The sequence below is a fragment of the Bacillus sp. FJAT-27251 genome (assembly GCF_001273925.1).
In the GTDB taxonomy this organism is placed as follows: Bacteria; Bacillota; Bacilli; order Bacillales; family Cytobacillaceae; genus Mesobacillus_B.
This window is the reverse complement of sequence record NZ_LIGG01000001.1, coordinates 2,425,186-2,439,903: the sequence shown is the minus strand read 5'-3', so window position 1 is coordinate 2,439,903 and position 14,718 is coordinate 2,425,186. Positions and strand designations below refer to the sequence as shown.

Here is a 14,718-nt window from a genome sequence, read left to right as displayed (position 1 = left end):
TAAAAAGACCCTTACCAGCATGGTAAAGGTCCCAAAAACAATAAAAGACCTCTACCAAAATAGGCAAAGGTCTTGCTAACAACATACACGTTGCCAACAAAGCCGGGAGATTGGCAACCTCCGAAATGACGACTTTGCTGTAAAAGCTACTCCCCTTTAGGAGAACTATTCAAATAATTATTTATAATATATTCTATTGCGCCCTGCTTTGTCAAGGGATAGGTATTTTATCATCTTTGACTCTTGCAATCTGGTCACATGCGAATGTTGATCCTACTCAGCCGTAAACCTTCGCTGAGCCAATTCATTTTCAAGCATAAAGAAGGCATTGCTGTCGTTCTCGATCCGTTTCAACTTCTGGATAAGGCTGTCGAATAGCGCTTCTTCCTCCACTTGTTCCTCAATGAACCAGTTTAAAAATGTCCTCGTCGCATGCTCGCGTTCTTCAAGGGCCAGATCGGCAAGGTTGTAAATGCGTCTGGTTACTTCCTTTTCATGGTCAAGCCCTTTTTCAAAAGCATCCAAAACCGAAGCAAAGTCATTGTTGACAGGGGGCTGCCCTTCAACCGTCATCCGAACACCCACATCGTTCAGGAAATGATAAAATTTCATCGCATGGAACCGTTCTTCCTCGGCCTGAACCAAAAAGAAATTTGCGAACCCGTCAAGGTTCTCGGCTGAACAATAAGCAGCCATTGCCAAATAGGCATGCGCCGAATAAAACTCATAATTCATTTGGCTATTCAATTCCCGTGCAAGTTTTTCACTCACCAAATACAAGCCCTCCCTCAGATCCTTGATTAATTTACCATTCCCTTTCAACAAGCAATCAAACGCGATCTTTTAGACTGCCTGCCTCTTCCACCGTCCAAATAAGGAGCCGATAAAGAAAATAGACACCAAGATATACACCTGCCATGAGGAAAAACGGATTTAGGAATAATCCATGAATATTGGTCATGAACACCGTATTGTCTTCAATAATTTCATGGATGGCCAGCGCGGCAATATTCCCGAAAACAAGAGCGGAAAGCACCGCCAGAGAGTTAAAAATCAAAATTGTTTTAGGCCATATTTTGCGAAGAACAAGCAATAAAACCGGGGTTACAATGCTTCCGATTATGAGGAAAGCTTCCATGCGATCACCTCTGCAAACCAGGCAAGGAAACAGCCAATCTTGTCCAAAACAGGCTATGCCCAGAGATTATTAACCCTAAAATGATTCCCTGTTTCCGGGTTTATAATCAAACATCGCAAAGAACAAAGAAAAGCGCTTCTCCTTCCGGGGAGAACCGCTTTCCTTGAAGACCTGTTTCAACTACCTTTAAAGGCTCATTTATTCGTTTTTAAAGTGCCCGGAGCGGTTGACCTTCGTCCGCAGATAGTTCTCGTTAAACTCTGAAACATCTCCCCACAGCTGGACTCTGCCGCTTACCTCCAGCCCTGATTTGGCCAGAGCCTCCAGCTTTCTTGGATTATTTGTCATGAGGATGACCGGCTTGGACCGCAATGCCCTCAATATCTGGATGGCATCATCATAATTCCTGGCATCATCCACGAAGCCCAGGCTTTCATTAGCGTCGACCGTATCATAGCCATTTTCCTGAAGGACGTAAGCCATCGCTTTGCTGAAGAGCCCAATTCCTCTTCCTTCGTGATTCGCCAGGTAAAATAGGGCCCCTGTTCCATGCTCCACAATCATTTTCATTGATTGCTTCAGCTGGAAGCCGCAATCGCAGCGTTTGCTGCCAAAGATATCGCCGGTATGGCAAATCGAGTGCATCCTGATAAGAGCATCTTCCCCATAGGAAAAGTCTCCATAAACCAGCACGCTTGATTGCTGGAATTCGGCAAGATTGGCCGAAGATAATTTATCGATGATCCTTTGGTAGTCTTCAGTCACTTCGTCGCAGTTGAGCCAGCAATACCACTGGAACTCCACCGTTTCGCCATACAAATTGACCGGCAGCCTGATAGGACCCACAAGATAAATGGCTCCTTTATCAGTTTTTATAAGTTGAATTTTATCTTTTAGGACCGACAGAACTTTTGATTCTAACTTTGTTTGCACCATCTGATTACCTCATTTTTGTCTTAGTTTTTGTAATTGTCCTGTTTTTTATTTAACCATGCTCTAACGAATTCTGCAAAGCTTAAAAAGAAAGCATTACCTCTCTCTTTCGAAGTAATGCTTCCTTGTCATATTAATTATTCAGGATTGTGTTTCCCTGTTCCTGTTTTTTGAAGACCACTTGATCAAGCGCGTAAAGCTTGGATCCATTCACAGCGATGAACACGGCCATCGCCAAAAGTGCAAGGTCAAGCTCATATCCCGCAGAAACTCCATCTCCCAAAAGGCCGGCACTAAGCTTCACGGTCAGTATTGCTCCCGCCATGATGACCGCAAGCAAACCTGAAACAACACGGCTGAACAGCCCAAGAATCAGTGCAATACCGCCAACCATCTCGATAAATGCAACGGCATAGGCAAGGAATCCCGGAATGCCAATGCTCGCAAACCATCCTGCTGTATTTTCAATTCCTCCCTGGAATTTCACCAGTCCATGCACAAAGAAAATAATTCCCAAAACGACTCTTAACATCAATACACTTGCTTCATATTTTTTTCCCATTTTAATTTCCTCCTTCTTTTATTCGCCAAATTGCCATACGCTATGGCTCAGGTTTCCGTATCGGTAGCTGCGGTGCAGCAGTTTTGCACTTTGCTGGTTGTCCGCCGCACCCATTGCATAAAACAATGGAACGAAGTGTTCTTTCCCATAAGGCGGCACGGCATATTCTGCAGCCGGCGCTAAAGATTCATACTTGAACAGTGACGACAGATCCCAATTCACTAAATGGCGTTCAAGCCATCTGTCAAAATCAAGTGCCCAGCCATCCACGTTTTCCTCATTGCCGCCCATCTTGACCGCCCCAAGATTATGAACGGTTCCACCGCTGCCGATGATTAAAATATTTTTCTCTCTCAGCGATGCTAAGGACCGGCCAATTTTATACTGCTCCTCTGGCGGAAGGTGCGGGTTGACGCTCATTGAGATGACAGGAATATCTGCCTCGGGGTAAAGCATCCTTAAAACAACCCAGGCACCATGATCCAAGCCGCGCTTGGTGTCCACTTTATATACGACATTATGCTGTTCGAACAATTCCAGTATTTCCTTGGTGACGGCCTTTTTTCCTTTCGCAGGATATTTGATCCTGTATAAAGCCTCCGGAAATCCGCCAAAATCATAAATGGTAGCAAACTCATCCACATCGCTCACTTGCTGGGCAGTGTTCTCCCAGTGTGCAGAAAACAGGACAATCGCCTCGGGCGTTGGCAATGTTCTTCCCAATGACTTCAGGAACTGTGTATAGCTGTTATCCTCAATTGCGAGAAGCGGTGCTCCATGCGCAATAAATAAAGACGGCATCATATTGTATCTCCTCCTCGCTTTCTCTTATGAATAAAAGATTCATATTAGGAAACAAAGGGGCAAAAATTTTTTTGTTTCCTCATATGAACATTTGTTATCTATAAAGTAACATCACCTTATTGCCATGTCAACGTTTTTTTTGCTAATATAAATTTAAGTTTACTATAAGGAAACTCCCTGAGGTGAGAACAATGGATATAGGAACAAAAATCCGTGCCATCCGAAACCGAAAGAAAATCACCATTGCGCAAATGTGTGAAGGCACTGGACTATCAAAAGGTTTTATCAGCAATGTAGAAAACAATAATACTTCCCCCTCAATCAGCACACTCAGTACAATTGCCTCTTATCTTGGCGTTCCATTGCCCTACCTGCTGCTTGAAAAGAAGCAGCACATGCGCGTCGTCCGCAAAGATGAAAGGCCGCAGTCTTCTTTTAACAATCTGACAATTGAACATTTGGCTTCAAAAGGCGGGCTCACGCTGAAAATTGTTGAACTGCCGCCAGGCGCTTCCATTGGCGAGCCGCATGCCCATGAAGGAGAAGAGACGCACTTGATCCTCGAAGGAAAAATCTTTGCCGAACAGGGCGAAGACAGCATCATCGCCGAAAAAGGGGACAGCTTCAGCTGGAATGCCAGCGTTCCCCATTACGTCAAAAACGCCGGCGACAGCAAAGCAGTCATCCTCATCTCGTCCTATACAGATGCAGAGTTGAGGGATATGCTCTAAAAAAAAAGGTGTCATTCGAAAACGAATGACACCTTTTTTTATGAATGCGATTATTGGATGGTTTCCTTCAGCCTTCTTATCACATGTTCCATTTCTTCCTTTGTCGTCTCCCGCCCGAAGCTGAAACGGATGGTGCCCATGCCGACTTTTTTCGGCACCTGCATTTCCCTTAATACCGGGGAGAGCTCCACCATGCCCGCATGGCAAGCCGAACCTGTCGAGGCGGCAAGCTCGGGGATGGCATCCAAAAGATCCTGGCCGATTCTCCCGGGGAAACTCACATTCAGCGTGTTGGGCAGCCGCTCGATTGGATGCCCGTTCATTACAACCTGGTCCCCAAATTCGTTTTTCAGCTGCTGCCAGAAATAATCCGTGAGGCCCTTTATTTTGGGTACATCCATTTGCTTTGCGGCAATTTCGCATGCTTTTCCCAACCCCGCGGCCAGCAAGGTGTTTTCGGTGCCGGCGCGCAGGCCGCCTTCATGCCCGGCCCCATGGATCAGCGGCTCAAGCTCGGTTCCCTTCCTGATGTAAAGTGCGCCAATTCCTTTCGGGGCATACAATTTGTGACCGGCGATCGTCAGCATGTCCACTTGCATTTCTTCCACGTCCAGCGGCACTTTGCCTGCCGATTGGGAAGCATCGGTGTGAAAAGCAACCCCATTCCTTTTGGCAATTGTAGCAATCACCTTTATCGGCTGCAGTGTGCCAACTTCATTATTGGCATGCATCACAGAAATCAGGATGGTGTCCCTGGTAACCGCCTTTTCAATCTCCTCCGGCGACACCATGCCATACTGGTCCACTCCGACATAGGTAACCTTGGCGCCAATGCTCTCAAGGAACCTGCAAGGATTCATGATCGCCGGATGCTCGATTTTTGTGGTGATGATATGATTTCCCTTGCTGCGATGCTTGAAATAGTAGCCTTTAAGCGCAAGATTGTTGCTTTCGCTACCCCCGCTGGTAAAAATAATTTCTTCAGGCGAACAGGAAAGGAAGCTCGCAACCCTCTCCCTTGCTTTTGCGAGCAGTTCCTTAACCGGCTTCCCTGCCCAGTGCGTCGCCGACGGATTGCCGTAAAAGCCGCTGACCAGGGGAAGCATTTCTTCCGCTACTTCAGGCGCAACCGGCGTGCTGGCATTATAATCAAAATAAATTTTGTTCATTTGGATGATTCCTTTCTGAAAATGAAATGTTCTAATACCCCTATTTTACTGCTGCAGGCCAGCCCATGCATGAATTTTGACTGCGATTTTTGGCGATGCACTTCTTTATGTTCCTTATTTTCAGAAAACCTTGACAATTTATCCTGCGATGGTAGTATAAAAGCAAATCAAATACCTGACTGTACCACTAGGGGAGCTTTATTGGTAACACCTACCGGAAAAGCTGAGATTGGAGTGTGACTCCGGGACCCTTGGAACCTGATCTGGCTCATACCAGCGTAGGGAAGTGGCGTTCGCGGATACATGCGTGTGCATTTTCCAAAAACCACTTTCTTCATGTTGTTGAGAAAGTGGTTTTTTTATGTTTAATCTGCGGTTTGGTACTTGGTTTATAAAAAAATCCGGAGGGGAAAACAATGAAATTTTCACAAGAACTTCGTCTGGCAGCGGATCACATTTGGGAAGCAAGCTTTCACCACCCGTTTGTAAAAGGAATAGGAGACGGGACATTGTCTTTGGATTGTTTTCGTTATTATGTTCAGCAGGATGCCTACTATTTGTCCCATTTTGCAAGAGTACAGGCTTTGGGAGCTGTCAAGGCAACAGACCTTCATACTACCAGCCGGCTTGCCGCCCATGCACAGGGTACATACGAAGCCGAACTGGCGCTTCATGAGAATTTTTCAAAGAGATTGGGAATCACCGATGAGGAAAAGGAAAACTTCAAGCCTGCCCCAACTGCCTACGCCTACACTTCCCATATGTACCGTGCTGCCTATTCCGGCCACATTGGGGATGTGATTGCCGCCTTGCTGCCTTGCTACTGGCTGTACTATGAAATTGGCGAAAAGCTGCAAGGCTGCACACCAGATGAGCGGATTTACCAGGAATGGATTGCCGCCTATGGCGGTGAGTGGTTCCGGACCCTTGTAGAAGAACAGATTGCCAGACTCGATTCCATCGCCGAAACCGTGACCGCAGAAGACCGCGCGAGGATGAAGGAACATTTCATCCTCAGCTCCCAGTATGAGTACTCCTTCTGGGAAATGGCCTACCAATTGGAAACATGGCCAGTCCAGAAAGAAATACTGGAAATCTAAGCGATCGACTGTTTTTACCATTACAAAACCGCGAGAACAGGAGTCTCGCGGTTTTTATCTGTGCCACTAAGAACATATTCCTCATTAGACTTTTCCTGAGTATGAAAAATAAACGGAAAGTTTCCGCTTATATTGGGAAATACCCATATTTCCCGCGATATAAGGGGAAGTTTTCCGTTTATCTTGGGAAATGCCCATATTTCCCGCGATATAAGGGGAGCTTTTCCGCTTATCTTCATCAAATCCATGGATTTAGGCCTAAAATAGAGTAGTAAGCGGAATATTTCCTCTTATTTCTGCTTCCTCTGCCCCTGCTAGATACATTAACCGGAATTCCTCCGCCTAAGAATCCTTGCCTTATGAAAAATATTTTATATTCGAAACTTGAACCCGTTATTCTTCAAATTAGGTGCGGTTTTACTTATTACCCCTCATAGGTAATCGCCTGATTGCCGAATTGCTCCCATCCGTCAATGAACGCTTCTTTCGGATGCTGCGCATTTTTCTCATCCAGCGGGTCGTTCACATAGACATGGTCCTCATCGAACCCTGTCACCAAAACGGAGTGCCAGCTATAGGTGATGTCGATTTCTCCTTGCTCAGTTTCCCATGTTTCCCACTCTTCCTCAGGGACCACGTCAAATGTGCTTGGCACCAAAACCCAGACAGGACGGCCATCTGCGACATGCTTCAATACTTCGCCAAAACTCTCTCCCGTCAGGTCGATCACTCGTCCGGGCAAGTATTTCTCTGCCAGTTCTGCTATCGGGCCATGGTAGACCCCTAACCCAGGCTCGTCCATTGTTTCCATATTGCCGACAAACCCTTCCGCCGGGTGTCCTCTTTTTCCATCTTGTTCAAAAGGAACCTTCTCGATTTCCTCAGCGAGTATCATTTTATCTACATCCTCGCCAGCATGCTGCAGCAGCATCGCAAGCGTCGTCACTTCACAGCCCCGTTCAAGCTCGGGCAGCTGCGAGATGTGAGGGGCATCAACCTTCGCTTCACTCTTTTGTTCCGTGTCAGGAGGCGGGCTTTCATTCCCTGAGCACCCTGCAAGAACCAATCCTAATGAAAGAAAAACTTTTTTCATTGCGCCTCTCTCCTATTTTCGTTCTATATCTGTTCTCTTCCCTTAAAGACTGCCCCTAATCGCTGAATAGTTGAAATCTCTATAGATTCGAAAAACCTGTTTTAACCCGCCTTGAAATCAGGTAATACTGTAATGAGGTGATAATGATGATTAAAGCAGATTCACTTGAAGAGATGCATCGCTTTGCGAAGCAGGCAGGGGGAGATTCATGGCTCATTGTAAGCCAAAATGAGAACTATCCAGCCGGTTTCACATTGGGAGATGAAGACGGTGCGGCAGGAACCACGCTTAAAATGGAAATGCAGCTTCTGCTCGAGACACCCGAACAAAATTATTATTTTGCCAATCAATATCAAGATGAAGAGTTATATAAAGAAGCAGTAAGCAAATTGAGTGAATTGATGGAGGAAGTCCGGTCGGAAACAGTGGAGCCTTCTGTCATGGAGGCGAGACTGCATCAGAATTAGGAATAAAAAAATCAACAGGCCATTCCGGCCTGTTGATTTTTTCGTTTGTTACTGAACCGCAATCAGATGAGGATCGGCAATTGAATAGCCTTTGGACTGCAGCCCTTTGACGATTTCCTCAAGAGCATCCTTCGTCCACTCACGGTCATGCATCAACAGGATCGCCCCATTTGTGAGGTACGGGCTTGTGACCATGATTTCAGCCAAGGAATCAGGGTTCTGGTATTGCTTCTCCCAGTCATAGCCATACGTCCAATTCATCAGCAGCATGCCTTCCTCTGCGGCAATCTCTTTGGTATAGTCCGTATTCATGCCGAAAGGCGCCCTGAAAAAGGCAGGTGCAACACCGATGATTTCCTTTACCCTTTCATTTAGGCTGACGATTTCCTGCTTTTGCTCCTCTTCCGGAATTTGCGTCAAAGTTGGATGAGAATAGGTGTGGTTGCCAATGGCAAAACCCATTTCATGGATCTTTTTTAATCTCTCTTCCTCTTCGGGAGTGTCAAGAAAGTGCCCATTCACGAAAAAGATGGCCTTTACACCAAGCCTGTTGAGAGTCTCGGCCATTTCGAGCGAATGCTTGTCTGGTGCATCATCGATTGTGAGCAGGACATTTTTTTCCTCTGATCCATCCAGCCGCTCGATGACCCAATTGGCTTCATTCAGCTTATAGATTGGCTGGGCTTCTTCAGCAGCTTCCTCCGTGTTTTCTTCAGTCTCATCTGTTTCCTGCGGTTTTTCTGCATTTTCCGTTTCCGGCGCTTCCTCTGAGGGTATAGGTTCTGTGACTTGGGGTTCATTGCTTTGCTTGGCTCCGTCGCATGCGGCAAGCACGGCAGCGACAAACAAAATAAGAATAAATGATCTCATGCTGATTCCTCCATTATGCTTATTCTAATTTCTTCATACCCCCAAGAAAAGGGGGAAATCCAAATTTCTGCAAGTTTTCGACGAAATTCGAACAAATCTTTGAGTTTCGTCTTTATAATAGAATAAAAGACTTACCAGAGGAGATATTCAAATGAACTACAAAACTTTAATTGTCCTATTGGTTTCTTTCTTGCTAATAGGATGCAGCAATCAACAGCAGACGGCAGGCGAGCCGAAGGAAGCAGCAGCAAAAATGCCGGAAAAGGAAAAAAGCGAGTTGGCTGAAAAGCCGGTGCCAGAAGGTTTTAAGTCACCATTTTCTTTTGATTACCCGGAAGATGGTGTAAAAGGAATCTATGTGACCGGACCAACTGTCAGCGTTTCAAGGTTTGATGAGCTTCTAAAACTCGTGGAAAATACTGAATTGAACAGCATGGTCATCGATATCAAGGATGATTTTGGTTTGCTGCAATACCAGCCCGAGGAAGGCTCCCCATTTGAAGAAATTGGCGGTCCATACATAAAAGATCCTGAAAAACTATTAAAAACCCTGGAAGAAAAAGAGATTTATCCAATCGCCCGCGTCGTGGTCTTCAAGGACAACCACCTTGCAGCAGAAAGGCCGGAGCTTAGTTTTACTGAAAACGGTAAAGTTTGGAAAAATGGACGAGGCGAAAGCTTTGTCAATCCGTTCATGAAGGAAGTATGGGAATATAACGTGGAAATTGCCAAAGAAGCGGCCAAAATGGGCTTCAAGGATATCCAGTTTGATTATGTCCGTTTCCCGGAAGGCTTTGAAACAAGGGACAGCACGCTTGAATACTCCCAGGGAGATTACAGCGAAGCGGATAAAGATAATGTCCAAAAAAGAGTCGATGCGGTTACCGATTTTGTCGCCTATGCAAAGAAAGAGCTTGAGCCTTACGGTGTAGATGTCTCGGTTGATATCTTTGGATACTCGGCTACTCTCCCGGAAGCCCCTGGAATCGGCCAGAACTTCTCCAAGATTTCAGCCAATGTGGACGCCATCTCCAGCATGATTTMCCCGAGCCACTGGACAAGCTACTTTGGCATCGAAAAGCCTGACCTCCAGCCGTATGAAATCATCAATGAGTACGCCAAGCATGAAAACAAGGTACTTGACCAGTTGGAAAACCGCCCAGTCTCAAGGCCATGGATCCAGGATTTTACCGCAAGCTATCTTGGAGCAGGGAATTATAAAAACTACGGAAAAACCGAAGTGGAAGCCCAAATCCGTGCCTTGAACGAAAATGGCATCGATGAATTCCTGCTGTGGAATGCAGGCAACCGCTATACAAAAGGCGTGGATTATACTCCGCTTACACCTTAAAGCGCAAGCGCCTTCGGAACAATCTAAAAACGGATTGTTCCTGCGATGCTTATTCTTGGAAGCTTTCCCTTAATGCTCAGCCCCGACAAGCATAAGACGCTCCAGAATAGAAGGCGCTCTTTGCCTTCAATTCTGGAGTGGCTTATGACCTCGAGCTGCTCAAAGCTTCGCTTATCGCAAGATACTCGAGGAAGTAAATCAAGGATGAAAACTGGCTAGGCGCTGGAGCTGGATAGTTATCTAAGTGTAGAAATTGATGCTTTTTTATCTTGTGAGGAAGACCGCATATGCGGTCTTTTCTCATTCACTCCACATCCGCCGGCGAAGACAGCCCATCGTTATGTGTATCAACAAACAGCTTGCCACCGCTGTTCACTACGGCATAATAAACATCCTCAAGCTGCAGGCTTCTTTTTCGAAGCTCAGCATGAATCCATTCATGATCATATTTGCCTGATACATTCTTTTCGATAATTTTCCCGTCCATAATCAGTTCAACCGGTAGAGTCTCCGTATCTGAAGGAAGGCTCAAATCCCGTTTTGTAATGCTTTGAAAGGGTTTCTTTTTTAAAACAGACAGCTTGCCGCTATCCTCCAGCAAGGCATATTCCACTTCTTGAATATGGAACACGCCTCCTTCTCTCAGCTGCTGGTTCATGTCATCGATGGAGAATTTCACTTTTTTCATATTTCCCTCAAGTATTTTCCCGTTTTCGATCACGACTGTTGGCTTTCCCGTCAGCCACCCCCTGATTTTACGGTTTTTAGAAGCTGCCAATAGCAATAAATAAAATAAGACCATCATCGCTACGAAGCCTGCCATCATATCAAGGAAACCAAGTTTTGTATTGAACCCCATATTGGCGATATAGGATCCTATCGTAATGGAAAGGGCAAAATTATAGTGATTTTTATGAGCATTGATATGCTTGCCAATCACCAGGGTAATCAGGATTAAGAGAATAAAGCTTATGACTGTTCTAAGTATAGATTCCATCATTGCATCCATGCTTGAACTCCCATCAACCTAATTTTTACTATTAATATTTCCTATCCCTTCCAGTTCTATTAACGCTAACAGCATCTCCCGGGAGGCACTATAAAAAGCCGCATCGGTGAATTTTCACAATGCGGCTGCAGAATGGATCCATATGTATAATGTTTTTCGACGGTATTCATCCTTTTACATTATTCCTGAAGGTATCATAATCATTTTTAATATATTGGAATGCCGCCTGATTGCCGCCCTGGTCAGGATGGGTCACTTTTAATAAGGCCTTGTATCCTGCCAATATATCCTTGTGGGTGGCTGCTTTTGAAAGACCCAGCTTGCTTCGGTAGTCATTAGGGCTAGTCATGCGGCGCGATTCCTGGATTTTCTCAGGTTCCTTTTTTCCGCCTTTGTAAAGTTCATCCTTCAGCTTTAGAATCTCGCTGCGCAAGTGAAGGTTTTCTTTTAAAAGGCTTTTTGCTTCATGCTGGAGTTCGCTTCTCTCCTTCTCGAGCTGGAGGATTTCCTTGTTCAGTTTCTCTCGTTGCTGAATCATCGTTTTAACTGATGATTGGTGGAGCTGTTCAAGCCCGTTTATATGTTCATCCTGCGCTTTTATTCTGGCCTGTAATTGCCGGATCAGCTTCTCCTGGTCTGAAGAGTTGTGTTGGGGTGGTGTCGGTGTTGACAAGTATTGAACCTTGGGGCTTTCCTGGCCAACGCTTTGGATTTTTCCATCCCTAAGCCAGCGCCTGACCGTATGGACGGCAACAGCCTCGGCAACCCCGGCCTCTTTCAGCATCTTAAAAGCCTGGTCTGTATCTTTAAGTATGTATCCGGATTTGCGGCGGACCGTTCCTTCAAAATTTACCTTCCGTTCACGCAGCCAGGTTCTGACCATCCGTATCCCGTCATCCTCAGCCACTCCCGCATCCTTTAAAAGCTCAAACGCCTCCTCAGTGTTCATATTGCTCCCTCCCTTCTTGTGATGATTTGTCCGATGTGGGTCACTTGTTATTTTGACATAGAAAATTAAAATTGAATTTTACTTTTATATTTTATTTCCTTTACAATCATTTGGCTGCAAGCGCTTGCTTTTCCCCCATTTCATAGTAAGATAGTGATTGTGTTTCAGTAGAGGGGGATTTAATGATGCAGGATTTTGTTTTTCATAACAATACGAAGTTGTTCTTCGGCAAGGATAAAGAACAATTTGTTGGAAAAGAAGCGGTGGTTTATGGCAGGAAACTCCTTTTGCATTATGGCGGCGGGAGCATAAAGAGCAGCGGCTTATACGACCGGGTGAAGGAATCACTGTATGACCAAGGCATCGAGGTATTCGAGCTTGGCGGTGTCAAGCCTAATCCGCGCGTAAGCCTTGTAAGAGAGGGCGTTGCGCTTTGCAAAGAACATGACATCAGCTTTATCCTTGCTGTTGGAGGAGGAAGCGTCATCGATTCCGCAAAGGCAATCGCGGCCGGTGTTCATTATGAAGGCGATGTATGGGACTTTTTTGACGGCAAGGCAGAAGTGACGGAATGCCTTCCAATCGGAGTGGTGCTGACGATCCCTGCTGCCGGCAGCGAATCCAGCAGCGGTACAGTCATTACAAACGAAGATGGCTGGTACAAGCGATCCGCCATGCATCCGTCCATGCGGCCCGAGTTCGCCATCCTGAATCCGGTGCTTACCTATACCTTGCCAGCTTATCAAACGGCTTGCGGCATCACTGATATGATGGCTCACATCCTCGAAAGGTATTTTACCAATGAAAAAAATGTGGAACTGACAGACCGCCTTTGTGAAGGAGCGTTGAAGACCATCATTAATCATGCGCATACGGTCCTTGAAGAACCGATAAACTATGATGCGCGTGCCGAAATTATGTGGGCGGGCACGATTGCCCATAACGATATGCTTGGTACCGGGAGAATCGGCGATTGGGCCAGCCATGATATCGAGCATGAAATCAGCGGCATTTACGACATCGCCCATGGTGCCGGTCTGGCGATTGTCTTCCCTGCATGGATGAAGCATGTCTACAAGCATGACGTAAACCGGTTTGCGCAATTCGCCAACCGGGTGTGGGATGTCGAAATCGATTTGAACAACCTCGAAAAGACGGCATTAGCCGGAATTAGGAAAACAGAAGAATTCTTCTCTTCCATCGGAATGCCGATAACCCTGAAGGAAGCCAATATCGGCGACGAACACTTTGCCGAAATGGCTAAAAAAGGAACCGAAAGAGGACCGCTGGGGAACTTTGTACCATTAGAAGAAACAGATGTAATTGAGATTTTTAATTTAGCTAGATAACATCGCTTAAAATGCAGTCCGACATTGGTACTGCATTTTTTTAGAGGTCTGTGTTTTGCGAATGGTGGCTTCATTCGGACTCCTTTCCTCTTTGTCGGCTTCGCCCCGTCCGAATGGGGTCCTCTTTCGGACTCCTTTCTCCCTTGACGGCTTCAACCTGTCCGAATAGAACCCTCTTTCGGACTCCTTTCTCCCTTGACGGCTTCAACCTGTCCGAATAGAACCTTCTTTCGGACTCCTTTCTCCCTTGACGGCTTCAACCTGTCCGAATGCGACCCTCTTTCGGACTCCTTCCTCCCTTACATGGCTTTATCCCCCAAAAAGGCAGCCAGTCTCAGACTGGCTGCCTCCCGTTTTCCTAACGATTGTGATTATATCGGTTGCCGAAAAAGTCATTCATTGTCGTATGGAAGTTATCAAACATGCCGTCCCTGTTGCGGTTGTTTCGGATGTCATCTGCAAAGGTACCCATTCTGTTATATAGGTCAGGGTCGACGGATACGAACACTTTATGAATCTTATTGTCCGCCTGGCGCACCTGGTCGGCAATCTTTTGTTCAAACTTTGTGGAAACTTCACTATAATGGGTTGGTCTGCCAGTATCCCCGGCATTATTATTGGCTGCGTTTCCGCCCATGCCAGCATTGTTTCCGCCAGTATCATTGTTGCCAAAGATCGTGTTATTGTTGTTCCTGTTGCCTGCTCCCGCATATCGGCGGTCTCCGTTTCCAGCATCCCCCTGGCCATCAATGATGCCATCGTCCGCCTTGTTCCTGTTGCGGTCAGGCTTGACGGTCCCTTCCTCGATAATTCCCCCGCCATTGCGGTCCATATCATTGACCCTGGCATTTCCATTGTTATCACGGTTGTAATCGTTATTGTTGTTATTCATTCTTACCGTCACATAAGCATTATTGTCCGAGATGATAACATGGGCATCTTCCACTTCTTTCATCTTTTCAACTTGCTTTTCTGCACGGTCGGAAATCGTCAGAGTGCGATTTCCATCCCGGGTGTTATTGTTGAACGTCCTGGGACGATCCTGGTTGTTCATCACTTGGGGTCCCTGGTTATTATCGTCCCTAGCTGCGTTATTATTTACTCCGCAGCCTGCAAGGCTCAGTGACAAAACAGCACATCCTGCAATAATCCATGTTTTCTTCATTCTGTTCACTCCTTAAGTTGTTCTCAGT

Annotated in this window: 16 protein-coding genes and 1 riboswitch; of the genes, 5 read left to right on the top strand and 11 right to left on the bottom strand. The window is 46.0% G+C overall.

Features of this window, described 5'->3' with window-relative positions; translation table 11 throughout:
* Window positions 1-273: 273 nt before the first annotated feature.
* From ADU22_RS11510 to ADU22_RS11490, 5 genes are all read right to left on the bottom strand, one after another.
* Window positions 274-774 carry a ferritin gene (locus ADU22_RS11510; protein WP_053362277.1) on the bottom strand — a complete coding sequence of 167 codons (501 nt, stop codon included), beginning with the start codon at window positions 772-774 and terminating at the stop codon, window positions 274-276.
* A 55-nt stretch (window positions 775-829) separates the two neighbouring features.
* The gene (locus tag ADU22_RS11505; RefSeq protein WP_053362276.1) at window positions 830-1,138 is read right to left on the bottom strand and encodes a hypothetical protein; all 309 of its coding nucleotides are present in this window, start codon (window positions 1,136-1,138) and stop codon (window positions 830-832) included.
* A gap of 198 nt (window positions 1,139-1,336) precedes the next feature.
* Window positions 1,337-2,074: a GTP cyclohydrolase II gene (locus tag ADU22_RS11500; RefSeq protein ID WP_053362275.1), complete on the bottom strand. Its 738-nt coding sequence runs from the start codon at window positions 2,072-2,074 to the stop codon at window positions 1,337-1,339.
* A 130-nt stretch (window positions 2,075-2,204) separates the two neighbouring features.
* A complete protein-coding gene (locus ADU22_RS11495; RefSeq protein WP_046524314.1) occupies window positions 2,205-2,633 on the bottom strand; it encodes a DoxX family protein in 429 nt (142 codons plus the stop codon).
* Between the two features lie 18 nt (window positions 2,634-2,651).
* The gene (locus tag ADU22_RS11490) at window positions 2,652-3,437 is read right to left on the bottom strand and encodes a dioxygenase family protein (RefSeq protein ID WP_053362274.1); all 786 of its coding nucleotides are present in this window, start codon (window positions 3,435-3,437) and stop codon (window positions 2,652-2,654) included.
* A 191-nt stretch (window positions 3,438-3,628) separates the two neighbouring features.
* Between ADU22_RS11490 and ADU22_RS11485 the strand changes: the two genes are divergently transcribed.
* Window positions 3,629-4,168, top strand: coding sequence for a helix-turn-helix domain-containing protein (locus ADU22_RS11485; RefSeq protein ID WP_046524316.1), 540 nt, complete (start codon window positions 3,629-3,631; stop codon window positions 4,166-4,168).
* A gap of 50 nt (window positions 4,169-4,218) precedes the next feature.
* Here the strand turns inward: ADU22_RS11485 and ADU22_RS11480 are convergent, their stop codons facing one another.
* On the bottom strand, window positions 4,219-5,337 hold the full coding sequence (locus tag ADU22_RS11480; RefSeq protein WP_053362273.1) for a cysteine desulfurase family protein: 1,119 nt from the start codon (window positions 5,335-5,337) through the stop codon (window positions 4,219-4,221).
* A 179-nt stretch (window positions 5,338-5,516) separates the two neighbouring features.
* Window positions 5,517-5,639: riboswitch (TPP riboswitch) on the top strand.
* Between the two features lie 114 nt (window positions 5,640-5,753).
* Between ADU22_RS11480 and tenA the strand changes: the two genes are divergently transcribed.
* Window positions 5,754-6,437 (top strand): thiaminase II, encoded by a 684-nt coding sequence (gene tenA / locus ADU22_RS11475; RefSeq protein ID WP_053362272.1) that lies wholly within the window; start codon window positions 5,754-5,756, stop codon window positions 6,435-6,437.
* 424 nt (window positions 6,438-6,861) lie between these two features.
* Here the strand turns inward: tenA and ADU22_RS11470 are convergent, their stop codons facing one another.
* Window positions 6,862-7,530 (bottom strand): C39 family peptidase, encoded by a 669-nt coding sequence (locus ADU22_RS11470; RefSeq protein ID WP_053362271.1) that lies wholly within the window; start codon window positions 7,528-7,530, stop codon window positions 6,862-6,864.
* 146 nt (window positions 7,531-7,676) lie between these two features.
* Here ADU22_RS11470 and ADU22_RS11465 point away from each other — a divergent pair, with 146 nt between their 5' ends.
* Window positions 7,677-7,997, top strand: coding sequence for a hypothetical protein (locus ADU22_RS11465; RefSeq protein ID WP_053362270.1), 321 nt, complete (start codon window positions 7,677-7,679; stop codon window positions 7,995-7,997).
* Between the two features lie 48 nt (window positions 7,998-8,045).
* Here ADU22_RS11465 and ADU22_RS11460 read toward each other — a convergent pair whose 3' ends face one another.
* Entirely contained in the window at window positions 8,046-8,867 is an 822-nt protein-coding gene (locus tag ADU22_RS11460; protein WP_053362269.1) for a polysaccharide deacetylase family protein, read from the bottom strand.
* Between the two features lie 151 nt (window positions 8,868-9,018).
* On the opposite strand from ADU22_RS11460, the gene ADU22_RS11455 reads away from it, so the two are divergent.
* Complete coding sequence (locus ADU22_RS11455; protein ID WP_082252828.1) at window positions 9,019-10,218, top strand: putative glycoside hydrolase; 1,200 nt, start codon at window positions 9,019-9,021, stop codon at window positions 10,216-10,218.
* 304 nt (window positions 10,219-10,522) lie between these two features.
* Here the strand turns inward: ADU22_RS11455 and ADU22_RS11450 are convergent, their stop codons facing one another.
* Both ADU22_RS11450 and ADU22_RS11445 read right to left on the bottom strand, forming a co-directional pair.
* Entirely contained in the window at window positions 10,523-11,227 is a 705-nt protein-coding gene (locus tag ADU22_RS11450; RefSeq protein WP_053362268.1) for a DUF421 domain-containing protein, read from the bottom strand.
* A gap of 166 nt (window positions 11,228-11,393) precedes the next feature.
* Window positions 11,394-12,176: a hypothetical protein gene (locus tag ADU22_RS11445; RefSeq protein ID WP_053362267.1), complete on the bottom strand. Its 783-nt coding sequence runs from the start codon at window positions 12,174-12,176 to the stop codon at window positions 11,394-11,396.
* A 185-nt stretch (window positions 12,177-12,361) separates the two neighbouring features.
* On the opposite strand from ADU22_RS11445, the gene ADU22_RS11440 reads away from it, so the two are divergent.
* Window positions 12,362-13,525 carry an iron-containing alcohol dehydrogenase gene (locus ADU22_RS11440; protein ID WP_053362266.1) on the top strand — a complete coding sequence of 388 codons (1,164 nt, stop codon included), beginning with the start codon at window positions 12,362-12,364 and terminating at the stop codon, window positions 13,523-13,525.
* 358 nt (window positions 13,526-13,883) lie between these two features.
* Here ADU22_RS11440 and ADU22_RS11435 read toward each other — a convergent pair whose 3' ends face one another.
* Window positions 13,884-14,690, bottom strand: a complete 807-nt coding sequence (locus ADU22_RS11435; protein ID WP_053362265.1) for a YhcN/YlaJ family sporulation lipoprotein — start codon at window positions 14,688-14,690, stop codon at window positions 13,884-13,886.
* Window positions 14,691-14,718: the final 28 nt, after the last annotated feature.